This window comes from Acetivibrio sp. MSJd-27, assembly GCF_018918095.1.
Lineage (GTDB): Bacteria > Bacillota > Clostridia > UMGS1840 > HGM11507 > HGM11507.
This window is the reverse complement of the sequence record NZ_JAHLPV010000001.1, coordinates 1-23,665: the sequence shown is the minus strand read 5'-3', so window position 1 is coordinate 23,665 and position 23,665 is coordinate 1. Positions and strand designations below refer to the sequence as shown.

Below are 23,665 nucleotides of genomic sequence, written 5' to 3'. Positions count from 1 at the left end.
TTAAACTGATATTAAATTCGTGTGAAAAAAGTGCTGAAAACTCGTTTATTTTGGCGGATGAGGGTCTATAAAAAATAAGGAGAATCGATTATGACAATCAGTCTATCGGAATTTATCAGTCAACTTTTAACGAATCCTTCCTTGTTTATCACAGTTCTTTTGACGTTGGGCGTGATACTGGTCAACGGCTGGACCGATGCCCCAAACGCGATTGCCACCTGTGTTTCTACGCGTTCTATGGGGCCTCGCAGTGCTATCCTGATGGCTGCCGTGTTTAATTTTCTGGGTGTGCTGGTGATGACTGCGATCAATGCCACGGTTGCCGAAACCATCTATAATATGGTGGACTTCGGATCCGAGGCACACGAAGCTTTGATTGCCCTGTGTGCAGCCATGTTTGCCATTGTAACCTGGGCTGTTCTGGCTTGGATTTTCGGGATCCCAACCAGTGAGAGCCATGCATTGATTGCAGGGGTGTCGGGTGCGGCGATTGCCATGCACGGAGGCCTTTCCGGAATCAACGGGGCTGAGTGGATAAAAGTAATCTACGGCCTTGTGCTCTCCACCCTTCTAGGGTTTGGATCTGGATGGTTTACTGTGAAGATAACCGGACTATGCTGCAGAGGGATGGATAGGCGAAAAACCAATGGATTTTTCAAGAATGCTCAGATTGGCGGCGGGGCGGCTATGGCGTTTATGCACGGCGCTCAGGATGGTCAAAAGTTCATGGGGATTTTTCTTCTAGGAATCTTTTTGGCAAAAGGACAAGCAAACGTTGAAAGCTTTACCATTCCTCTTTGGATGATGATTTTATGTTCTGCTGTAATGGGGATTGGTACCTCTATTGGCGGATACCGGATTATCAAATCAGTGGGGATCGATATGGTGAAGCTGGAAAAATATCAAGGCTTCTCAGCCGATTTGGCTGCTGCGGGCTGCCTTCTTCTTTCATCGCTGACAGGAATACCGGTCAGCACAACGCATACCAAGACGACTGCAATCATGGGGGTCGGCGCTGCAAAACGTCTCTCTTCTGTCAATTGGGGCGTGGTCAAAGAGATGGTTCTGACCTGGATACTGACTTTCCCAGGGTGTGGTTTGATCGGTTATCTGATGGCGAAACTGTTTATGTGGATATTTTAAGGAAGGAAAAGAAAAATGAAAAAAAATTATAACTATTTTGATACGTTTGTAAAAATGGTGGATTACAGTTGTCAATCGGCGGAGATTCTGCATGCGACACTGAAGACATTCGCATTTGATCGACTGGAAGACAAAATGCAGGAAATGCATGAGATTGAGCATAAAGCGGATATGGAACAGCATGAAATGCGCAATGTTCTGGCAAGGGAATTTATCGCCCCCATTGAAAGGGAAGATATTATGAGCCTGTCACAGGAGATCGATGATGTAACGGATGCAGTGGAGGATGTGCTGATTCGGTTTTATATGTTTCATATTACTTCTTTACGCACAGAAGCGCTTGAATTTTCCGAGGTGATTTTAAATTGCTGTAAGGCCTTGAAAAAAGCGATGGAGGATTTCCATAATTTTAAGAAGAGCAAAACGATCACAGAAAGCCTGATTGAGGTGGACAGGCTGGAGGAAGTAGGGGATAGCCTCTATTCCAAGGCGATGCACCGGCTTTATGTAGAGCATGGCGATCCGATTGAAATCATTGCTTGGACGGCTATGTTTGATCGCTTTGAAAAATGCTGTGATGCCTGCGAGCATGTGGCTCATGTGATGAGTAGTATTATCATGAAAAATACATAATAATATTGTAGCAGGAAGCAAAGCTTCCTGCTTTTTTCATAACATAGGAAATTGCGCGGAATCGTGCGCAATTGCATGTTTCAAAAAACAGCGTGCGAAGCGCAGCTGCGTTTTTCGGAAAGAAAAACTTTTTTTATAAAAAATTATTTAAGTGAAATTTGATATTGTGTTAAGAACTCGAATCCTTTTGATCAAAAGAAGTTCTCAGACAGATTTTTTTAACACTTTGTTCAAGGCCAGCGCCAGATAGGAACCCGCAATGCATTTTAACACATCGCCAAAGATGAAAGGAATCACTGCTGCGCTCAAAGCCGCAATGACGTTCATTTTTTGCGTGATACACATAAATGCAGTTCCGAAAGCATAGAGAACTGGCATCCCAACAAAGATTGTAGCAAGAAGGTAACGGAGAATACTATCTTTTTTTCCTTTTAAGAGGCTGATGAGAGGAGCCGATATCAAAAATCCAATAATAAATCCTCCGGTTGGCCCTAAAAGTCTTCCGATTCCTGCCGTTCCGCCCGAAAAGACTGGCAGGCCGCAGATTCCAAGAAGGATATAGATCGCTACGGAAACAATAGATTGTCTGGGTGTTAGAATAAGAGCTATCATATTAATAATAATTGTCTGTGCGGTAATGGGAGCAGCACTGAAGGGAATCGGAAAGGATATGTAGGAAGAGATGCAGAGCAGAGCAATACAAATAGATATTTTGGTTAATTCGCGAATGTTTGTTTTTTTCATTTTTTACTCCTAATATTTTGATAAGGTTATTTGGAACATAATCAATCGACACCCCAGGATTGCGTTTTACGGCAATATGGGATTATCTATATGTTACAGCGCAGGCGGTGAATTATCTGCGTAGTATTATAATACGGATTTTCGAATATGTCAACCTATAATTTTTTGATGGGTGACATGAGGGGGACTTATATATACAGACAAATTAGAAAATACCGTCGCTGTCGAGACGGTAGGGCTTTTATCTTGCAAAAGCGTTTTTAACTTGTTATAATAAATAAGCATATTCTAAAAAACGGTTCGATTGAAGGAGGAAAAATGAAAGAAGTATTCTTTTTACAGTATCCAAAATGCAGTACGTGTCAAAAGGCGAAAAGATGGCTTGATGAGCACAATGTGTCTTACACAGCCCGGCACATTGTGGAAGAAAAGCCAACAAGAGAAGAACTTGGTGAATGGTACAGGAAAAGCAAGCTTCCTTTAAAGCGCTTTTTTAATACCAGCGGGCTTTTGTATAAAGAGAAAGATTTAAAGAATTGTCTGCCAGGGATGACAGAGGAAGAGCAGCTTGAACTTTTGTCTGAAAACGGAATGCTGGTCAAGCGTCCCCTGATTGTCGGCGAGAATTTTGTTCTGATTGGTTTTCGGCAAAAGGAATGGGAAGAGTCGCTGCTGAAGTAAAAAGTCTTTCGGAACGAAAAACGGAAAGCCTGTTTCACGCACTGTTTTTTGAAATAAGCAATTGCGCATGAGCCTGCGCGATTTTCTATGTTATATAAAAAGAATGCTGGTATGGTTCGTCATACCGGCATTCTTTTTTGTTTCAATGGAATCATTAAAATTTTAATATTCTGCGCAGTGACTGCATGACAGGTTTCATATTGATAATCACCACAAACAGAGCCAAAAAGATCTCGTAAAAAATCCAGCCGGGAACTTCGTTCATCATCAAAGTACTTTGAATGATTACAAGGATGAAATTTAACAGGAATTTACCAAAATTCCATCTGATTTTAATATATTTACGGGTATGGATGGCACGAATGAAGAACATTACAAGATAACTCAGGAAGGTTGCAAAAGCAGCGCCAAAGATTCCGTATTTTGGAATCCACAAAATGTTTAAGCCAATATTTAAAAGAGCGCTCAGAAAGGTGGTAATCAAGGTATGAATGCTCTTTTTTTCTACCATATAGACACTGGACAAAAAAGATGCCAGACAGGAAAATGTAGTTGCAAGCACCAGGAAGGGAATATACTGCCATGCTTCATAAAATTCCGGTGATGCCAAAAGAAAAGTGGTTATCTTTGCGGTGGCAATCAGGATAGCTGCCGTGAGAAATGCAACGGACTGGTATACATTCAGAACCTTGGAAAAAAAGCGTTCTCTGGCTGCCTGTCCTTCCTCGCCCACTGCGGAAATCTGCCAGGCTTCGCTGAAAATGTTCGCCACAATCATCAAAATAGTGGGAATTTTGTTGGCGATCGCATAAATGCCGTTTGCACTGCTCCCGATCAGATAGGTGATTAGATAGCGGTCGGAAATACTGATAATCCAGCTGCAAACTGTATTCGGAATCAAAGGAATCGAATATTTCAGCATTCCCAGCGCAATACTACGCTTCAGACTCACAAGGCTGAAATAGCGGTGAAGCCGTGCAATCAGAAAAATAAAAACAGTGGATAGGGCATCCGTTAAAATGGTGGACAGAATATAGCCCACGATACCCATCTGAAAGCCGACAAGAAATATAACATTCAGAAGGATTGTCATCAGGGTGCGGAAAATTCCGTCAATCGCATACAGGCGGATATAGCCCCTTGCCCTTGCAAATTGGGAGCATAATCCCTGCAGACAGGACATCAGCACATAGAAAATCATCAAATCCGTATATTGAGACGTGACGGTGATAGAAAGCAGCAAAGGGCGGCACAGAAGCATAATGCCGAAGCCGACCATGATGGTAAGAAAACCAAAAGTAAAAACACTTTTCTGATTGAGCTTCCGCTCCAGACCAAAACGGATCACGCCGTTGTTGATCCCAATGCTTGCGAGGGGAATAAGCAAGGTGCAGGTTTGTACGATGATATCAACGATGCCATAGCTTTCGCTGGACATAACTCTTGTGTAAAAGGGCATCATAAGAAACACCAGGACTTTCGAACTGAAAGTGCCCAGTGCAAAGATAAACGTATTGGAGGCTAATTTTTTATATTTATCCATGAAGTAAAACATCCTGTCATTTTTTTAGAATTCATATCTCGATTATAGCAAGATAAAACCGCTTTTGCAAGGCAAAAGTCACCTTTTTCGTGTTTCCACTCTCCAAAGAGGGGGACAGATAACGCAATCTTCTTATAACTGTGGGCAAGATGTCCCTCGCCTCTTAATGCGGCGGGTTCCATATCCGCGCTCAATGGGAGATTACACTCCCATTGAGCGCGGCACTGCTATGCAGCGTCCTTGTCCTCGTTGAATGACGGGACAAGCCCTTATTGAAGCTGATACCTGACCGCTTTCACAAGAAAAATGATAAATGCTTTCCGGAGGTTTGGAAGAACGAGGAGTATCATTCATAAAAAACGGTATGCTTACAAATATTAAAAACATAAAATAGATATTGGATATCTTTGTATTTTGTAGTATAATAAAAGACAAATCAACTGAAAATTCGACCTTTTTCTATATTTAAGTTAAAATAAATGTGTTTTAGGAGAGTATTATGTTTTGTGATCTGAATGACTTCAAACAAAAAATGAAAGGAAAAGAGGTTGCCGTGGTGGGAATCGGCGTCAGCAACACGCCGCTTATACGGCTTCTGGTGAAATACGGCGCTTCTGTCACCGCCTGCGATAAAAAGCTCAGGGAACAGCTTGGGGAGCGCGCGGAAGAATTGGAACAATTGGGAGTAAGGCTGTGTTTAGGGGAAAATTATCTGGAAGATTTAAAAGGAGATTATCTTTTTAAAACACCAGGGATGCGTTATGATTTACCGGAGCTGCTCGCCTTTGAAAAAGAAGGAGGGGAAGTGCTTTCGGAGATGGAAGTATTTTTTGAGATTTGTCCCTGTAAAAAAATTGCGGTTACCGGGAGCGATGGAAAAACGACCACAACCTCACTCATTTTTGAAATGATGTCAAGAGCTGGATATATCTGTCATCTGGGCGGGAATATCGGAAAACCGCTCCTGCCTGAGATTGAGACCATAAAAGCGAGCGATTATGCCATACTGGAGCTTTCCTCCTTCCAGCTTCACACCATGAAAATATCTCCGCAGATTGCTGTTATCACCAATATTGAACCAAATCACCTGGATGTACATAAATCCATGGAAGAGTATATTGAAGCAAAGCAAAACATTTGCCGTTTTCAGGAGAAAACGGATCGTCTTGTTGTCAATTTCAGCAATGATATCACCAGGGAAACCGGTGAGAAAGCGGCGGCTCAGGTAACCTGTTTTTCCAGATATAGCTGGCTTGACAAGGGAGTTTGCTATCGGGATGGTTATATTTATAAAGATGGGGAAAAGATATTGAATACAGAGGATATCCGTCTGCCCGGCATGCATAACGTGGAAAATTATATGACGGCAATTGCTGCTGTCTGGGGGCTTGTTCCGCTGGATACCATAGAGGATGTCGCAAAACATTTTGCGGGAATTCCACATCGGATTGAATTTGTAAGAGAGAGAAACGGAGTGCGCTTTTACAACGATTCCATCGCTTCCAGTCCAACACGCGCGATGGCATGTCTGAATGCTTTCTATGAGAAGGGAACCAAAATTGTTATGATTGCGGGAGGATATGACAAAAAAATTCCTTTCGACAATTTGGGAAAAGAAATCACCAAAAAGGTCAAAAAACTGTTTCTGGTTGGAAATACGTCGAAAAAAATTGCAGACGCTGTTCTGCAAAATGATCCAAATTTCCCTATCGAATTTTGTCAAAGCCTTGAGGAGGCAGTCCGCGCCAGCTGTGCTTTCTCGACAAAAGGTGACGTTGTGGCGCTTTGCCCTGCGTGTGCCAGCTTTGATTTGTTTCCCAATTTTGAGGTGAGAGGGAACACCTTTAAACAGCTGGTGAATGCTTTATAACTGCGGGCAAGATGTCCCCTGCCTCTTAAAGGCGGCGGGTTCCATATCCGCGCTCAGCGGGAGATTGCACTCCCGCTGAGCGCGGCACTACTATGCAGTGCCCTTGTCCTCGTTGAATGACGGGGCAAGTCCTTATTGAACGAGATGGAAATCTTTTATTCGGCGGCGGAAAGCCGAAACGAATCGATTGAAAAAAGAATGGAGTGAGAGAATGCTGGAAGACATTTTAAATCTGGTGAGTGTTTCGGGATACGAGCAGGCTGCTTCCCAACAGCTCAACCGGATGTTTTCGGAATTCTGTGATGAATCTTATATGGATACCCTGGGGAATGTCATTTCCATAAAAAAATCGGTGAACGGAAAAAAGAGGATTGTTCTGGATGCCCATATGGATCAAATTGGATTGATGGTGACCGAAATTTTGGAGGGAGGTTTTCTACGCTTTCTGCCGGTGGGCGGCGTCGATCTGCGTATTCTGCCCGCTCTGGAGGTGATTGTTCACGGGAGGCAGGATATTCTTGGAATCATAGGCGCAAAGCCGCCTCATCTGCTGAGCGGGTCCAATGACAAGGCATATAAGACAGAGGAGCTGTTCATTGACACTGGCTTTTCCCGGGAAATACTCGAGACAATAGTAAAGGTGGGGGATGTGGTGTCCTTCAAAAGCAGAAACACCTACCTGCAAAACAATTGCATCTGCCGCAGTGCATTGGATGACCGTTTGGGTGTTTATGTAAACATGGAAGTTTTAAAAAGACTTTCCTTGCAGAATATCGATGTGGTAAGCACTGCCACCGTGGGGGAGGAGATCGGTTTAAAGGGAGCTTCCGTGATTGGAAGTTCGATGGATTTTGATGCCGCGATTGTGGTGGATGTGACGCACGGGGTTACGCCGGACGGAATAAAAGCGCGCAGTTTTTATCTGGATAAGGGGCCTGTCATCACGAAGGGACCTGCACTGAATAAAAAAATAAACCGAAGTATCATTGATTTTGCAAAACAAAAAGGAATCCCGCTGCAAATAGAGGTGGAACCCGGGAATACTGGAACGAACGCATGGACGCTCCATTCCGCCAAGACGGCAGTTCCTACTGTAATGCTTTCGATACCCCTCAAATATATGCATACTGCCAGCGAAGTGGTTAGCTTGGATAATGTCAATCAGCTGATTGATTTGATGACCGGTTATCTGACGGAAGTGGCTGACAAGGAGGTGCTGTAATGGAACTTTTAGAAAGACTCTGCAATGCTCATGGTGTATCCGGTGATACTGACGGGGTAGCAGAGATCATTATTGATGAAATTATGCCGTTCTGTGAAAAAATCGAAGTGATGAAGGATGGCAATATCATTGCATACAAAAAGGGAAGACAGCGAAATCCCAAGAAAGTGATGCTCTGCGCTCATATGGATGAAGTCGGTTTTCTGGTCAAGGATATCACAGAGGATGGCTATCTGCGGTTTGAATCCGTGGGCGGGATTGATGAACGGATTCTCCTCTCACAAAAAGTGCGCATAGGCGACAGCAACATTCCGGGAGTGGTCGGTGTGAAAGCGGTTCACATGGCAACGAAGGAGGAACGCGAAAAAACCATAAAAATGGAAAAACTCTATATCGACACCGGTGTGTATTCCCGTCGGGAAATAGAAGAGTTGGTCGAAAAGGGCGATTCTGTCAAATTTGATTCGGAATTCGTGAAATTTGGTGAAAATAAGATAAAAGCAAAAGCAATTGATGACAGAGTCGGCGTCCGCATGCTGATTGAGATGATAAAAAAAGAGGTTTCCTATGATTTCGTGGCGGCTTTCGTTGTAAACGAGGAGATTGGCACGCAGGGTTCCAAGACTGCGGCATACTGTGTGTCGCCGGATATTGCATTGATCTTGGAGGGAACCACCTGCTCCGATGTGCCGGGAACAAAGCCGCATGAACAGTCGACGAACCAAGGAGAGGGGCCGGCTATCTCTATTGTTGACCGGACTTCCTATTCCAACCGGGCGCTGAATGATTTCCTGGTGAAATTGGCACAGGAGAACGATGTGAAATATCAGTTTAAACGTACCACAATGGGGGGGAATGATGCCGGTTCCATCGCGGTGAATGGAACTGGTGTGAAGACGGCAGTCGTCTCCATGCCGGTGAGGTATATCCATTCTCCAGCCAGTGTGATGGATTTAAGGGATTATGAGGAAGGATTGAAGCTGGTATCTTTATTTGTTGACAATATTGGAGGATTCAAGGATGAATAATAAATTGTTTGAACGGTATCATGTTTCCGGGAATGAGCACAAAATGCGTGATTTCATCAAAGACGAGGTGAAAAATTGCTGTGATGAGTGCTATTATGATAACTTTGGTAATATCATTGTCCGCCTGAAAGGGGAGGGCAGAAAGGTGCTTTTCAATACGGCAATTGACACGGCCGGATTGCTTGTCACCTATGTGGAGGATGATGGCACTCTGCGCTTTTCGCCGATTGGAAATCTATCCGCACAGGGACTTGTGGAGAAGATGTGTATTTCCGGGGAAATCATGGGGGCAATCCGCGCGCCGAAGGATGCAAAGCTGGATGAGCTTAAAATCAATGACTTATACATTGATCTGGGCCTGCGCAGCCATAGCATCAAACCCGGAGCCGTCTTTGCATTGAAAAACGAGTTTTTTGAGAATGACGAATCTGTTTTCGGAACCAATTTAACGGTGAAAGCAAATCTTTCTATTTTGATTGAGACCATTCAAGCCCTTTACCGGCAGCCTAGAAAAAGCGATCTCTATTTTGCTTTTACCGTACAGGATCAGCTTGGCTTCAAAGGGGCAAAGGTAGCGGCGAACAGCATCTGTCCAGACGCCGCTGTCATTCTTTCCTATGCCGATTGCAGCAAGCAGGATACCCTGAAATGGGACGGCGGCGCGGTGGTCAAGATAAAGGACAGTGTTATGATAGCGAACCGCCCTTTCCGGGAACAGTTGGAAGAAATACTCAAAGATCATAAAATTCCGTTCCAGTATGAAATTCTGTCTTCGGGCGGTGCTTATAATTCTCAAATGATGTATCTTCAGGATGGCATTTTGACTTTTGGCATCAGTCTTCCGTGCAAATACTATGGGAGCTCTCTGGAATGCATCCGAAAAGATGAGATTGCTGCTCTGCAGCGTGCGGTAAGTATACTTGGCGGGGCCCTGTAATGAAAACCATTCCCGCAAAATCCATTGTGCAGAAAACCAATATGGAAGGCTGGTTTGGCTGCGATTATAATATGAATCTATACAAGGGTTGCTGCCATGGCTGTATTTACTGTGACAGCCGTAGCAGCTGCTATGGAATAATTCGGTTTGACGAGGTATGCAAAAAGGAGAACGCACTGGGCTTGATAGAAGAAAATCTGCGCAGCAAACGCAAAAAGGGAGTCGTGGCAACCGGCTCTATGTCGGATCCCTACAATCCTTTTGAGGAGAAAGAGGAATTGACAAAAGGAGCGCTGAAGCTTTTGGATACTTACGGATTCGGTGTGGCTGTAGCCACCAAGGGAGATTTGATTGTCCGGGATATCGATATTTTCCGGGAAATAAAAAAGCATTCACCGGTTATCTGCAAAATGACAATCACAGCCGCGCAGGATGAAATCAGCCGAAAAATAGAGCCCAATGCCCCGCTGGCTTCCAAGCGCTTCTCCGCGGTGAGACAGCTGAGTGAAAACGGTATTTTCTGCGGCATTCTTTTGATGCCTATTTTGCCGTTTCTCACCGACTCGGAGGGGAATATCCTTCGCATTGTAAAACTTGCCGCAGAGAACGGGGCGAAGTTTATCTATCCGGCTTTCGGAGTGACAATGCGCAATGGACAGCGGGAGTGGTTTCTCTCTTGCCTGGAAAAAAATTTTTCAAGGGAACAAAGGGAAAAATTCGAGCGGTATTATGACGACAGATACTACTGTGCTTCTCCGAATGCAAAGAGACTTTCCTATCTATTCCGGCGAGAATGTGAGCGAAGTGGAATTTTATATCGAATGGAAGATATTATACGCGCCTACCGGAAAGGTTATGGGGAGGAACAGCTTTCCTTTCTGAAATAAATAGTAATTTATAAAGAAATGTGGTATAATAAAATCAAATTGAAAAGATAGGCATCTTTTCATCTGCTTTAAAAATTTTATTCATATGTTATTAAAAACCTATTTGAACAGAGTGTCAAATAGGTTTTTTGTAAATACTATCATCATAAATAAAATTTTTAGTCCTTTCAAAGAGAATCAACAAGAAATTTTAATGAATTACTATAATTTAGGAATACAATCCTATTTATTTGGAATAACAAAAATATAATTCCAAGAAAATAGGATAAAAATAGAAAATATGTTATATTTTCCTTATTTTATATTGCATTTCTCGTTTGGAATGTTTATAATATGAAAGACAGATATACATCCCTTTTCCAGCAAGTGAAAGGGGATAAAAATGAAAGGGAATATAGGGGGGTTGAGTGTGGAAATTGCCAAAAAATTACGAAAAATTCGTATTCTTCGGAATTTGACGCAGCATCAAGTGGCAAGTTTAACTGGTATTGGCTATAAAACAATCAACAATTATGAAAACGGTGCAAGCAAGCCTGATATCGATAAATTATCAAAGCTTTGTTATGTATACGATATATCTGCAGACTATTTTTTAGATGCCTCCTACAATGATGAAAGAGGATATAATTTTTATTTAACGCTCAAAGAACAGCAACATATTAGAAAATACAGAAAGCTGGACAAGCAGAGCAGAAAAGTAATTGATATTTTAATAGAAGTGGAATTAAGACGTAATTCAGACAGTTCTATAGAAGTGAAAGAAAATGAGATATCTTTCAAAGAGAGGGATAAAGAAATTAAATTTTATCTGAATCCGGATGATAAAAATGAGTCTTTATAACGAATAAGCCGAGCGAGATTATAATAAAAAAGGTTTTCTTTTCAGAAACAGCAAGCTTGATTCGTACGCTATTTTTTGAAACATGTTATTTCCTATGCTATAAAAAACGCATTGCAGTATCAATTCTGCAATGCGTTTTTTCGTTGGCACAAATAAAAAGCCCGCAACCTATATGGTCGCAGGCTTTAAATTGGTGGAGACAGTAGGACTCGAACCTACGACCCCTTACATGTGAAGCAAGTGCTCTAACCGGCTGAGCTATGCCTCCAAATATATCTTTATTATAGTACGAAACATTAGATTCGTCAAGGGGGAATAAAAAATATTTTATCCGAGAAAAATCATTAATTTCTTGAGAAAATACTGGGAATATGATAATATATATATTTAGTGACATACAAAGGAGAATGAAATTTATGAAGTCAATGGTAGTAATACCGGCTTATAATGAAGAAAAAAGTATATATAAGGTAGTGAAAAGAGTACAAAACTGTGGAATGAAGATAGATGTTGTAGTAGTCAATGACGGCTCGGAAGACCGCACCAGCGAAGAGGCGCGCCGTGCCGGGGCGATTGTTATCAACCTGCCTCTGAATGTAGGGATTGGAGGGGCAGTCCAGACTGGTTATCTCTATGCAGTATATCATGGGTATGACGCAGTGGTACAGATTGATGGGGACGGCCAGCACGATCCGGTTGATTTGCCTAATTTACTAAGTAAATTGCAGAACGGGGAGGCCGATATGGTAATTGGATCCCGTTTTGTGGAAAAGTCAGACTATAAGCCCAGCTTTTTTCGGAAACTAGGAATCCTTTTTTTCTCAAAGCTGATTTCCCTTTTAACCGGAGAAAAATTTACGGATACCACATCGGGATACCGGGCGGTAAACCGAAAGGTGATGGAACTGTTCGCTAAGTATTATCCAAGCGACTATCCCGAACCCGAAACAATTGTGTATCTGAAACGGCATGGAATGAAAATCAAAGAGATTCCCACCCTGATGAATGAGAGGAAAACGGGCAAATCTTCCATCACCCCGCTGAAGTCTGTTTACTATATGATAAAAGTAACCTTTTGCCTGCTTTTGCAGGATCTGAAAGGAGTGTAAACGATGTCAATTTATATGGTTTCCTTTTTGGTCTCGGTTATATTCTTGATCATCACACTGTATTTTTTTAAAAGCAGAAGGCTGGATTTCCGTTATTGTATCTTTTTTATCCTGCTGAGCGTTGTACTGATGGTTATCAGCTTTAATGTGGACTGGGTGGAGGAAGCGGCAAAACTGCTCGGTGTTTATTATGCGCCGGCTTTGCTGTTTGCTTTTGCGCTGGTATTCATTCTTTCCGTGATTGTCTACCTTGCAGTTTTTATCACCAATATCACGAAACGGGTGACACGTTTGAATCAGGAGGTTGCAATCCTGAAAGAAAAACTTGAAAAATATGAGGAGGATCGTTCGCATGAAGATCGTTGATTTTGGCTTGATTTTTACGAACATCATTTTGCTGGTGACGGGGCAGACCCTGTTTAAAATAGGATTGTCGAAAGTTTCTTTTTCGCTGGAAAATATATTTAAAATAATCTTTCAGCCCTATGTCTTTATTGGGCTGATTATCTATGTTGTGGCAACCGTGATCTGGTTTTATGTGCTGACCCGCGTTAATCTTTCCATGGCTTATCCCATCCAAAGCCTCTGTTATGTTTTGGCGGCATTTGTGGGAATGTTTATTTTTAAGGAAATCATACCGCCTACGCGCTGGATCGGAATCAGTCTGATTGTGATCGGCGCAGGATTTGTGGCATTAAAATAATGTCTATGGAACAAACGGCTTTGTGAAAACATGCAATCATTCTTGCGGCGGAACAACTTGGAGATTTTTAACAGCCGCAGATATTGCACAACGGCAGAATTTTTGGGGTGTTCAGCAGTCATTCATAAAAAGGAGGCAGACAATGTTTCGCATAACAGAAGAAAAAAGATGGATAAAGATTACTTTGATTGTTCTTTTGGCAGTCTTTTTTGCCATGTGTATCTCCAGCTATCTGATATATGGAGACAGTACACTGTTGGGCAGCTTTGATAAGATGGACAATGATGATGTAAAATATTTGAGAAGCGCTTGGACCCTTTTGGATACAGGCCATTTCACTTACCGTTATCCGGATAAGGATACGGTTTTTATCATGCCCGGTTTAACGGCTGTTTTGGCTGTATTTGTAAAGTTTTTCGGTCAGTATCCTATCCTGCCTTTCAAAATTTTTCAGGGCTTGCTCATGACATTCAGTCTGTATGTTTTCTTTTTAATTGCCCGGAAAATATTCAATGCAAAGGTCGGCTTGATCGGCTTGGTGCTGATGATTTTATATCTGCCCAATATTTATGTGACAAATCTGCTTATGACAGAAACGATTTTCGCTGCAATGTTTATGCTGTTGTTTTACATCGCAATGTATGCCATCGAAAAAAAGCAGATGAGATATTATGTCTGGGGAGGTATTATTTTAGGGATTATGGTTCTGTTCCGGCCTACTATACTGCCGTTTCCTGCAGTCATTTTTTGCATCTGGCTGATGAAAAAATATAAAGTAAAGGAAATGTTTCGATTCGGTATCCCTGTCATTCTGATTGTCTGCGCAATGCTGACGCCGTGGTGGGTACGGAATTATATGCTGTTCGACCGTTTTATCCCGCTTACTCTGGCGAGTGGAAATCCAATGCTGCAGGGCGCTTTTATCAACTATGATCAAAGCGTTAAGGAAACCGAAGGAATCGACTATCATAATATCATAAAGGAAACACGGCCGGATATCGACTTGGAGCTATTTGGGAAGGACGAGATTGTCACGGACGCAGTAGAGCGGGAAATGGTAAACATCCGTTTCCGGGAGGTAATGACCAAAGAACCAGGGAAATATATAAAATGGTATACTTTGGGAAAAACATATGAAAACTTCAAACAGCCGTTTTTGTGGAAGGAACTTTTTGGGTTTACCTTACGGCAGAATGTAGTCTATCATTGGATTCTGCTGCTGGCGGGTACGGTTGGATTTTTGCTGTTTGCTGTATTGCGCCGGAAACAGAAGAAGCCTTATTTTTGGATGATGTTCCTCTCCATTGTATATTTTAATGTATCCCATTTGCCGTTTTACTGCTTTGCAAGATATGTCTATCCGATTATGCCGTTTATTATTTTGTATGCCGCTTATTTGGTTTATCAGACGGGACATGGAGCAGTATCTCTTGTGGAAAAGCAGAGAAAATCTGAGGTTGATTGAACAGATGAAAAGCTATTGATTTATGATTCAAATATTGTTAAAATAGAAACAGAAGGAGCCGGGGCATGGACATCAAAGAAAAACGTATGCCGCCGGCAAAGTAGGATGAGGAGGAAGAAAAGTGAATTATTTTAATGAGAAGATGGAACGGATCGATCGTGAGGATTTGAAGAAAATTCAGCTGGAACGGCTGAAAAAAACGGTGGAGCGCTGTTACCACAATGTGCCTTTTTATAAAGAGAGACTGGACAGCGTGGGAATGACGCCGGAAAAATTTACTTCACTGGATGATTTGAAAGAAATTCCCTTTACGACGAAAGCGGACATCCGCGACCATTATCCCTATGGGCTTTTCGCTGCGCCGATGAAGGAGATCGTGCGGTTGCATGCATCCAGCGGAACAACGGGAAAGCCTACTGTGGTAGGTTATACCAGAAACGATTTGAATATGTGGGCCGAGGCGATGGCAAGACTGCTGGTTGCTGCGGGTCTTACCGATGAAGATATTGTTCAGGTTTCTTTCGGTTACGGACTGTTTACTGGTGCATTTGGCCTGCATTATGGCATTGAAAATGTGGGCGCTACGGTTGTGCCGACTTCAAGCGGCAACACGGAGAAACAAATTATGCTGATGAAGGATTTCGGGACGACAGCGCTGGTCGGTACGCCGTCCTATGCGATCCATATGGCGGAAGTGGCTGAGCAGATGGGAATAAAGAAAGAGGATTTGAAACTGAGACTTGGATTCTTTGGAGCCGAGGCTTCTACGGAAGAGATGCGTGCGGAACTGGAAAAACGGTGGGGTATCCTTGCAACGGAAAATTACGGCATGAGTGAGCTTGTCGGTCCTGGTGTGGCTGGTGAATGCATCTATAAAAAGGGGATGCATATCAATGAGGAGCTTTTTATTCCGGAGATTATTGATCCTGCAACGGGGGAAGTGCTTCCTTACGGAGAAAAGGGTGAAGTTGTTGTGACAACCATCTGCAAGGAGGGGATCCCGCTGCTTCGTTACCGTACAAAGGATATTACATATATTATCGACGAACCCTGCGAGTGCGGACGCACGACCCTGCGTTTCCACAAAATGCAGGGAAGAAGTGATGACATGCTGATCATCAAGGGCGTGAATGTCTTTCCCTCACAGATTGAAAGCGCGATTACCGGAACTTCAGGCATCAGTCCCCATTATCAGCTGATTGTTACCAAGGAAGGATACTTTGACGCTTTGGAGGTTGTTCTGGAGCTTGTTGACGGTTCTCTTCTGAATAACTATAAGGAACTGGTCGCATTGGAGCGCAGCATCAAACATAAAATTCGGACCGTGGTGGGGATCGATGTAAAAATCAAGCTGGTTAACCCAAACACAATTGAGCGCTCCCAAGGAAAAGCAAAAAGGGTTGTCGACTTGCGGAATCAGTAAAATTATGATAAAATATTTATTAAGAAAATAATAGAGGTATCTTAAGTATGAAAAAATTAATGTTAGGCAATGAGGCGGTTGCCAGAGGGCTCTATGAGGCCGGTGTGAAAGTGGTATCCAGTTATCCGGGAACCCCGAGCACGGAGATCACGGAATTTGCCGCGAAGTATAACGAGATTGATGCAGAATGGGCATCCAATGAAAAGGTTGCGACAGAGGTTGCGGTAGGTGCATGTATTGCAGGTGCCAGAAGCTTTACAGCGATGAAGCATGTCGGTCTGAATGTTGCCGCAGATCCATTGTTTACGGCTTCCTATACAGGCGTGAATGCGGGGATGGTTATCGCAGTTGCGGATGATCCGGGAATGCATTCCTCTCAGAATGAACAGGATTCCAGAAATTATGCCAAGGCTTCGAAAGTTCCAATGCTGGAACCTTCCGATTCGCAGGAGGCAAAAGATTTTACAAAGCTAGCCTTTGCGCTTTCGGAACAGTTCGATACACCGTTTTTGCTGCGGCTTTCCACAAGAGTTTCCCATTCTCAGAGTCTGGTAGAAATTTGTGACAGAAATGAGCTGGAAAACAAGCCCTATGAAAAAGATGTAAATAAATATGTCATGATGCCCGGTATGGCCAAAAAGCGCCATATCGTAGTAGAGGACAGAATGGCCAGTCTGGCTGAGTATGCAGAGACAGCCAAAGTGAACACCGTTGAATACAATGATAGGAAAATTGGAGTGATCACCTCCGGTATCTCTTATGAATACGCAAAGGAAGCGCTGCCGGATGCATCATTCTTAAAACTCGGCATGATCCATCCTCTTCCGGAAAAAATGATTCGGGAATTTGCGGAAAATGTGGAAACGTTGTATGTAATTGAAGAGTTAGATGATTTTATTGAAACGTTTGTGAAAAAAATCGGTATTTTAAACGTTCATGGCAAAGATATCTTCTCCCTCCAAGGCGAGTTAAATGTAGCGATTATTCGGGAAAAGATCCTGGGAGTTACTCCTAAATTGAAACTGCTGGAAGAAACGATTCCGGTCCGTCCTCCAGTCCTTTGCCCTGGATGTCCGCATCGGGGAATCTTCTATACTTTAAACAGGCTGAAGCTGCATGTCAGCGGAGACATTGGCTGTTACACGTTGGGGGCTATGGCTCCCCTTTCTTCCATTGATATCTGTGTGTGTATGGGGGCGTCTGTCAGCGGTTCCCACGGCATTTACAAGGCGAACAAGGAAATGGCGAAAAAGACGGTTGCGGTAATTGGCGACTCCACTTTCATTCATTCCGGGATAACCGGTTTGATTGATATCGCATATAATCAAGGGGCTTCCACCGTTATTATTCTGGATAATTCGATTACGGGAATGACGGGCCATCAGCAAAACCCGACAACCGGTTATACGTTAAAGGGAGATCCGACCGTCAGCGTCAATTTGGAAAAGCTGGTGCAGGCAGTTGGGATCAACCGTATCCGTGTTGTAGATCCCTTTGATTTGGAGGCATGCGAAAAAGCGGTCAAAGAGGAAACCGCGGTCGATGAACCTTCGGTTATTATCGCAAGGCGTCCCTGCGCTCTGCTGAAAAATGTGAAGTATGATCAGAATGTCACAGTTGATCAGGATAAATGTACCGGCTGTAAAATGTGTATGAGACTGGGCTGTCCTGCCATCACGATGAAGGGTAAAAAGATGGAAATCAACAAGACCTTGTGCAATAATTGCGGCTTATGTGCAAATGTTTGTAAGTTCGGCGCAATTAAGGTGGAGAAGTAGGAGGATGGCTATGACGAAATCAATTATGATAGTTGGCGTTGGCGGACAGGGAACCTTGCTTGCCAGCAGGATTCTTGGAAATCTGATCGTTACGAAAGGATATGACTTAAAGGTTTCTGAGGTGCACGGCATGGCGCAGCGAGGCGGCAGTGTTGTTACCTATGTAAGATTCGGAGAAAAAGTTCACTCCCCAATTGTCACGATGGGCGAGGCGGATATTATTCTTGCCTTTGAACAGCTGGAAGCATACCGCTGGGTACCTTATTTAAAAGAAAACGGAAAAATGATCATGAACAGCCAGAGGATGGAGCCGATGCCGGTTATCACGGGCGCAGCGGAATATCCGGCTGATATTTCAGCCAAACTAAAGAAATACACGGATTCCTTCATTGAACTGGACGCCTTAAAGCTTGCCGTTGAAGCAGGAAATGCAAAAGCGGTTAACGTGGTGCTTATCGGTGTGATGGCGCAGGATATGGAATTTTCGGAGGAAGAATGGACGGAAGCAATCAAAAAGACTGTGCCGGAAAAGTTTGTTGATATCAATATCAAAGCTTTCCAGGCGGGCTATCATCATAAATAAATAGGAAAACAAGCTGTAAAAACAAATAATCAAATCAGGAGGTCGGAAAGATGGTAAAACAGGTATCTGTATTTCTGGAAAATGCAAAAGGAAGGCTTTTTGAAGTTTCCAACACACTGGCAAAAACCGGCATCAATATCAATGGAATTTCCCTTGCCGATACAACGGATTTTGGTATTTTGAGGCTCATCGTAAACGACCCGTATGAAACCGTCAAGGTTTTGAAGGAAAACAGTTTTGTAGTGGAGCTGACGGAAGTGATCGCCATGCGCATCGCGGATAAGCCGGGAGCTATGGCACAGGCATTTCAACTGTTAAATGACGCGGAAGTGTCTGTAGAGTACTTATATGCCGTAAACAAGGAAAAAGGGTTGAATGCCATTTTAGTCCTGCGAACAGAAGATCACGAAAATGCCTGCAAGGTATTAAGCGGCGGCGGAATTGAACTATTATCAGAAGAAGAGTTTTATGCGATATGAAAAAGGAATATAAAAAGCTGTTCCAAATCGACGGCAGGACCGTCGATTTGGTATGTCTGGCAGAAAAAAAAGCAAAAGATGAAATGAAACAGGCGGAAGAGATTGCAGAATACAATCAGCTGAAAGTACTTCAGGCCTTTCAGAAAAATAAAATTTCCGAAACACATTTCATAGGAAGTACCGGTTATGGCTATGATGACGCAGGACGGGAGACACTCGACCGGCTCTATGCCGATATTTTTGGTGCCGAGGATGCGCTTGTACGGCATAATATCATTTCAGGAACCCATGCGCTTTCCCTCTGTCTGTTCGGCGTACTGCGTCCGGGAGATACATTGCTTGCCGCAACGGGAAAACCCTATGATACACTGGAGGAAACCATTGGAATCCGCGGAGAGGGAAATGGTTCTCTGAAAGATTTTGGGATCTCATACCGTCAAGTCGATTTAAGGGACAATAAACCGGATATAGACGGCATTTTGAATTGCTTGGATGAAAGTGTGAAAGCGGTTATCATTCAGCGCTCCAAGGGCTACGATTTCCGGAAATCTCTTTCTGTGGAGGAAATCGGCGATATTGTCACCGCGGTAAAGCGGAAAAAGCAGGATGTCATTGTCATTGTGGACAACTGTTATGGCGAATTTGTGGATGTGATAGAGCCAACCCAGGTGGGGGCTGATTTAATGGCAGGTTCCTTAATCAAAAATCCGGGTGGTTCTCTCGCGTTGACCGGCGGCTATATTGCCGGAAAGCGGGAATACGTAGAGCTGTGTTCCTATAAGCTCAATGCCGTTGGAATTGGCAAGGAGTGCGGCGCAACTTTTGATTTGAACCGCAGTATGTTCCAGGGAATTTATCTTGCACCCCACATTGTTTGCCAAGCGGTCAAAACAGCTGTTCTGGCTGCCTATGTTTTTGCGGAACTTGGTTTTCAGACGTCACCGGCAATCGGTGAGAAACGCTCCTGTATTATTGAAGCGATTCGTTTCGGCGATCCGAGATTGGTGGTAGCGTTTTGCCAGGGAATCCAAAAAGGCGCCGCAATCGATTCCTTTGTCGTGCCGGAGCCTTGGGATATGCCGGGATATGGTGATCCGGTCATCATGGCGGCAGGCGCTTTTGTGCAGGGTTCATCAATTGAATTGTCTGCGGATGCGCCGATGAAGGATCCTTACGTAGCCTATATGCAGGGCGGCGTGACATATACCTATGGAAAGATGGGAGTCATGCTGGCCGTAGACAATATGATAAAACAAAATTTGCTCTAATTAATCGTTACGAAAAATGAAAAACCGTGATACAACTCACTTGGAGGCTGTATCACGGTTTTATTTGTTTCTTATTTAAAAATTATATTTTTTTATCAACTTAATACTTTCAAAGATCGCATCTTTTTGATTTTCCGTCATGTCCCGCGTAAGTAATTCGATTTGATTTGCGAAATCATGTTCTGTATCAATTGTATTCCCGATTAAATCGTATATGGTGATATTTAATGCCACGGCAATTTGAACATAGATATGCAAATGACCGTTATAATAATTATTTTCAAGGCGAAATAGATTTTTTTAAATGTTTGCATTAACAACTGCATAATCAATTATATATTGGTTCTAAAATAATTAGTCTTTATAATTGCTCTTTGTATTATTTCATACTATTGCCTATTATCTGCCAATACGCAGATAAATATTCATAGCCTGCTTAGTTTATTTATGGTAAAGACTTTGCTAAAATAAAAAACAAATAGCTGACGAGTAAAGCAGGTGGTTTTTTTGAAAAAAACAATAATTGCAGATGAGTATTACGACAATTTTGTTGATTATTCTATTGTTAATTCAAATATTAGAAAATATCGAGAAAAAGCGGAACTTACGCAAGCGCAGTTAGCTGAAAAAAGTCACATATCAACAAAATATCTTTCTCGCCTTGAAAATAATCATTATAAAGGACGCTTACATGTCTATGTTCAAATTGCGATTGCATTAGATATAACGCTATATGATTTAATCGGCAATGCAAAGAATACAGAGGACGATTTTCTAAATCAACTAAATTTGCTTACACAAAATATAACCGATAATAAAAAAAAGATGTTATTAGAAAACTTAAAAACAATGAAAAATTATGATTTCTAAAGTTTTTATTTGTATAAAAATCAAAGGCAATGAAAACTACGAATTTATGCTATGTCAATGCTTAGACTAATATTCTCTGGTTACATAGTTTGTGAAAATTGTTAATTCAGAATATTCTTTGTTGTTAGAAAGTCATACAGAATTTGACCGTTTCATCTGCAATAAATGATAATCATGGCAAAATAAAATGACACGCACCGCCATGAATTCCATATAAAAACAAAATAAATAAAATCATATAAAGGAAACGGAGTGATTTTAATGACGGATATGGAGTATATGTCCCGCGTTTATTGTGCCACATGGAATCTTGATAATGACAACGGTGACCTTTATATACCAGGCATACAAGAGGCTTTGCATACTTTGTCTGAACGGGAGCAGCTCGCTTTGGAACTGCGTTATCGTGAAGGGATGACTTACAAATTGGTGGGGCAAAACATAGGCGGAGTTTGTACGGAAAGGGCGCGGTATATCATTCAGATGGCAATGCGAAAACTGCGCCATTTATCGCCCAGTATTTGTATGAGTGTTTCACAGATTGTTGAAAAATGCGATAATCTCAGAAGTATGCTGAAAGAAAAAAATGCTGTCATTGACGAACAGAAAAAAACCATTATGGATCAAAAAGCTAAGATTGAAGAACAAGACGCTATGATGGAAGCCATGAAGAATGAAAATAGAAAACCAGTTTCTTCATTGCAAAATTTAATGAAAGAGACACAGAGGAAAGACGTCTCCATAGCAAAAAAAGATTTCGAATCTACTCCATTCAATATTGTAGAAATACCTTTCTCGTCACGGACATACAACGCGCTTGTAGCGGAAGGAATATTCAAATGCGGTGAAATATGCGCTATACCAGTTTTAACGAACTCTCCTGCATTCCTAATATTGGCCGTGCAGCATTAATTGATATAGCTCAAAAAATGTATTGCTTTGGTTTTCGCAATTGGGTAAATACTGCTTTGATTCATACAAAAGGTATTTTGCGGGATATGATACAAAGGGAACTTGAATGAGTTTTTTCATAGGTCTATTATCATGCGTTGCTTGTCTCTGAAATATTTCTGTTTTCGATGCAAATAATTTGCTTTTTTCTTTATTTGTACGAAATAAAAAAGGCATCATTCTAATGGAATAATAAAAAAGGAATGTATAAATCACCCTCTTTTGTCGGAAGCTAATAGCATCAAAGAAAAGAGGGTGATTTTTGATGAAATATAAAAAGTATTTAGAGGATATCAGAGAGGAATATGCGCAGAAGAGAAAAAAACAAATTCGATTCTTTTCAATCGCTTGCTGCCTTCTTCTAAGCGCAGGAATCATTTTTTCCGCTTTTCATCCTCCGGTTTCAGAGGAAACCTTCTCACAATATGGCTCGAAAGGGGAAGAGGTTCGGAAGATTCAGCAAAAACTGACAGAACTGGGCTTCTTCTGGGATAAAATTGATGGTGTCTACGGAGTAAAAACAGAAAAAGCCGTCATTCGGTTCCAGCAGCAGAAAAAATTGAGGGTAGATGGAAAAGCGGGGCCGGAAACGCTAAAAGCGCTGGGAATTTATACGAGCTCCGGCACGGGTTCCAGCACAGCTGATTTGGACATTCTGGCCAGATGTGTCAGCGCCGAGGCAAGGGGGGAACCCTATGAGGGACAAGTTGCGGTGGCTGCTGTTATTTTAAACCGTGTAAAGCATCCCTCTTTTCCAAATACCATTGCGGGAGTTATCTATCAGCCTTACGCATTTTCTTCGGTTTTGGACGGGCAGATCAACATGCAACCTACCGATTCCGCAAAAAAAGCGGCAAAAGATGCAATGAACGGCTGGGATCCTTGTTATGGAAGCGTCTATTTTTTTAATCCGAAAAAGACCAGCAACGCATTTATGCATTCCCTTCCGGTGGTAAGGGATATCGGAAATCATCGGTTTGCAAGGTATCATCAATAAAAAAGTTGTTTAATCATTAGGGGGCCGAACCCCATATGGGGTTCGGCCCCCTAATGATTACCCCAAAAAAAACAGCATAGCAAAGGAACGTTTCCATCGCTAGCTGTTTTTATATAAAATAACTTAAAATTGTTCAAAACAATTTTAAGTTACAGCCTGTCGAAAAAGTCCAGTATACACTGGGCTTTTTTGCGTATGTGTGGTAAAATAAAGATAAGAAAAGACTGGGGAGGGACGGCGTGTGCTAGCAAAAGAGCAGGAATTGCGCAGAAATGTAGTAGAAATCCTATGTTTGGAGGAGCTGGTTCCATCGGAGCATCTGCTGCGGCAGATTGACAGCGCGGTGGATTTTACGCATCTGTACGACTTGGTGGATGCGCTTTACAGCCGCGACAACGGCCGTCCCAGCATTGACCCGGTGGTATTGTTCAAAATTGTGTTCATCCAGCACCTGTACGGCATCCCCTCGCTGCGCCGTACCATGCAGGAGATTGGCATGAACATCGCATA

24 protein-coding genes and 1 tRNA gene are annotated in these 23,665 nt (G+C 42.5%); 22 read left to right on the top strand and 3 right to left on the bottom strand.

Annotated elements, in window-relative coordinates:
• Positions 1–90 precede the first annotated feature (90 nt).
• Positions 91–1,143 (top strand): inorganic phosphate transporter, encoded by a 1,053-nt coding sequence (locus KQI32_RS00125; RefSeq protein WP_216423459.1) that lies wholly within the window; start codon positions 91–93, stop codon positions 1,141–1,143.
• Between the two features lie 15 nt (positions 1,144–1,158).
• The gene (locus KQI32_RS00120) at positions 1,159–1,776 is read left to right on the top strand and encodes a DUF47 domain-containing protein (RefSeq protein WP_177690664.1); all 618 of its coding nucleotides are present in this window, start codon (positions 1,159–1,161) and stop codon (positions 1,774–1,776) included.
• Positions 1,777–1,980: 204 nt separating this feature from the next.
• Here KQI32_RS00120 and KQI32_RS00115 read toward each other — a convergent pair whose 3' ends face one another.
• Complete coding sequence (locus KQI32_RS00115) at positions 1,981–2,520, bottom strand: biotin transporter BioY (RefSeq protein ID WP_177690662.1); 540 nt, start codon at positions 2,518–2,520, stop codon at positions 1,981–1,983.
• Between the two features lie 318 nt (positions 2,521–2,838).
• Here KQI32_RS00115 and KQI32_RS00110 point away from each other — a divergent pair, with 318 nt between their 5' ends.
• Positions 2,839–3,201, top strand: a complete 363-nt coding sequence (locus KQI32_RS00110) for an arsenate reductase family protein (RefSeq protein WP_216423458.1) — start codon at positions 2,839–2,841, stop codon at positions 3,199–3,201.
• Between the two features lie 154 nt (positions 3,202–3,355).
• On the opposite strand, the gene KQI32_RS00105 is transcribed toward KQI32_RS00110, so the two are convergent.
• On the bottom strand, positions 3,356–4,744 hold the full coding sequence (locus tag KQI32_RS00105; protein ID WP_177690658.1) for a lipopolysaccharide biosynthesis protein: 1,389 nt from the start codon (positions 4,742–4,744) through the stop codon (positions 3,356–3,358).
• A 499-nt stretch (positions 4,745–5,243) separates the two neighbouring features.
• Between KQI32_RS00105 and murD the strand changes: the two genes are divergently transcribed.
• The 6 genes from murD (at position 5,244) to KQI32_RS00075 (ending at position 11,529) form a co-directional block, all read left to right on the top strand.
• On the top strand, positions 5,244–6,614 hold the full coding sequence (gene murD / locus KQI32_RS00100; RefSeq protein ID WP_216423457.1) for a UDP-N-acetylmuramoyl-L-alanine--D-glutamate ligase: 1,371 nt from the start codon (positions 5,244–5,246) through the stop codon (positions 6,612–6,614).
• Positions 6,615–6,825: 211 nt separating this feature from the next.
• Entirely contained in the window at positions 6,826–7,836 is a 1,011-nt protein-coding gene (locus KQI32_RS00095) for a M42 family metallopeptidase (RefSeq protein ID WP_177691635.1), read from the top strand.
• Positions 7,836–8,864: a M42 family metallopeptidase gene (locus tag KQI32_RS00090; RefSeq protein ID WP_177691634.1), complete on the top strand. Its 1,029-nt coding sequence runs from the start codon at positions 7,836–7,838 to the stop codon at positions 8,862–8,864. The genes KQI32_RS00095 and KQI32_RS00090 overlap by 1 nt, the downstream gene beginning before the upstream one ends.
• Complete coding sequence (locus KQI32_RS00085) at positions 8,857–9,801, top strand: hypothetical protein (protein WP_216423456.1); 945 nt, start codon at positions 8,857–8,859, stop codon at positions 9,799–9,801. Before KQI32_RS00090 ends, KQI32_RS00085 begins: the two co-directional genes overlap by 8 nt.
• Positions 9,801–10,688 carry a radical SAM protein gene (locus KQI32_RS00080; RefSeq protein ID WP_216423455.1) on the top strand — a complete coding sequence of 296 codons (888 nt, stop codon included), beginning with the start codon at positions 9,801–9,803 and terminating at the stop codon, positions 10,686–10,688. The genes KQI32_RS00085 and KQI32_RS00080 overlap by 1 nt, the downstream gene beginning before the upstream one ends.
• Before the next feature lie 409 nt (positions 10,689–11,097).
• Positions 11,098–11,529 carry a helix-turn-helix domain-containing protein gene (locus KQI32_RS00075; protein ID WP_216423454.1) on the top strand — a complete coding sequence of 144 codons (432 nt, stop codon included), beginning with the start codon at positions 11,098–11,100 and terminating at the stop codon, positions 11,527–11,529.
• 191 nt (positions 11,530–11,720) lie between these two features.
• Here the strand turns inward: KQI32_RS00075 and KQI32_RS00070 are convergent.
• Positions 11,721–11,797: transfer RNA gene (locus tag KQI32_RS00070), tRNA-Val, on the bottom strand.
• A 148-nt stretch (positions 11,798–11,945) separates the two neighbouring features.
• On the opposite strand from KQI32_RS00070, the gene KQI32_RS00065 reads away from it, so the two are divergent.
• The 13 genes from KQI32_RS00065 to KQI32_RS00005 form a co-directional block, all read left to right on the top strand.
• Positions 11,946–12,638, top strand: a complete 693-nt coding sequence (locus KQI32_RS00065; RefSeq protein ID WP_177691630.1) for a glycosyltransferase family 2 protein — start codon at positions 11,946–11,948, stop codon at positions 12,636–12,638.
• Between the two features lie 3 nt (positions 12,639–12,641).
• A complete protein-coding gene (locus KQI32_RS00060; protein WP_177691629.1) occupies positions 12,642–13,004 on the top strand; it encodes a DUF2304 domain-containing protein in 363 nt (120 codons plus the stop codon).
• Entirely contained in the window at positions 12,991–13,341 is a 351-nt protein-coding gene (locus tag KQI32_RS00055) for an EamA family transporter (protein WP_177691628.1), read from the top strand. The genes KQI32_RS00060 and KQI32_RS00055 overlap by 14 nt, the downstream gene beginning before the upstream one ends.
• A gap of 142 nt (positions 13,342–13,483) precedes the next feature.
• Positions 13,484–14,806 carry a glycosyltransferase family 39 protein gene (locus KQI32_RS00050; protein WP_216423453.1) on the top strand — a complete coding sequence of 441 codons (1,323 nt, stop codon included), beginning with the start codon at positions 13,484–13,486 and terminating at the stop codon, positions 14,804–14,806.
• A gap of 142 nt (positions 14,807–14,948) precedes the next feature.
• Positions 14,949–16,229 (top strand): phenylacetate--CoA ligase family protein, encoded by a 1,281-nt coding sequence (locus tag KQI32_RS00045; RefSeq protein WP_216423599.1) that lies wholly within the window; start codon positions 14,949–14,951, stop codon positions 16,227–16,229.
• A gap of 47 nt (positions 16,230–16,276) precedes the next feature.
• Entirely contained in the window at positions 16,277–18,007 is a 1,731-nt protein-coding gene (gene iorA, locus KQI32_RS00040; RefSeq protein ID WP_216423452.1) for an indolepyruvate ferredoxin oxidoreductase subunit alpha, read from the top strand.
• Positions 18,008–18,011: 4 nt separating this feature from the next.
• Positions 18,012–18,590: an indolepyruvate oxidoreductase subunit beta gene (locus tag KQI32_RS00035; RefSeq protein ID WP_374197049.1), complete on the top strand. Its 579-nt coding sequence runs from the start codon at positions 18,012–18,014 to the stop codon at positions 18,588–18,590.
• Between the two features lie 50 nt (positions 18,591–18,640).
• Entirely contained in the window at positions 18,641–19,069 is a 429-nt protein-coding gene (locus KQI32_RS00030) for an ACT domain-containing protein (protein WP_177691624.1), read from the top strand.
• Positions 19,066–20,337 (top strand): methionine gamma-lyase family protein, encoded by a 1,272-nt coding sequence (locus tag KQI32_RS00025; protein WP_216423451.1) that lies wholly within the window; start codon positions 19,066–19,068, stop codon positions 20,335–20,337. Before KQI32_RS00030 ends, KQI32_RS00025 begins: the two co-directional genes overlap by 4 nt.
• 507 nt (positions 20,338–20,844) lie before the next feature.
• Positions 20,845–21,207, top strand: coding sequence for a helix-turn-helix domain-containing protein (locus KQI32_RS00020; RefSeq protein WP_177691622.1), 363 nt, complete (start codon positions 20,845–20,847; stop codon positions 21,205–21,207).
• A 261-nt stretch (positions 21,208–21,468) separates the two neighbouring features.
• Positions 21,469–22,119 (top strand): sigma factor-like helix-turn-helix DNA-binding protein, encoded by a 651-nt coding sequence (locus KQI32_RS00015; protein ID WP_216423450.1) that lies wholly within the window; start codon positions 21,469–21,471, stop codon positions 22,117–22,119.
• 304 nt (positions 22,120–22,423) lie between these two features.
• Positions 22,424–23,155: a spore cortex-lytic enzyme gene (gene sleB, locus KQI32_RS00010; protein WP_177691620.1), complete on the top strand. Its 732-nt coding sequence runs from the start codon at positions 22,424–22,426 to the stop codon at positions 23,153–23,155.
• Positions 23,156–23,396: 241 nt separating this feature from the next.
• A partial coding sequence (locus tag KQI32_RS00005; protein WP_216423449.1) for a transposase occupies positions 23,397–23,665 on the top strand: 269 nt, incomplete at its 3' end.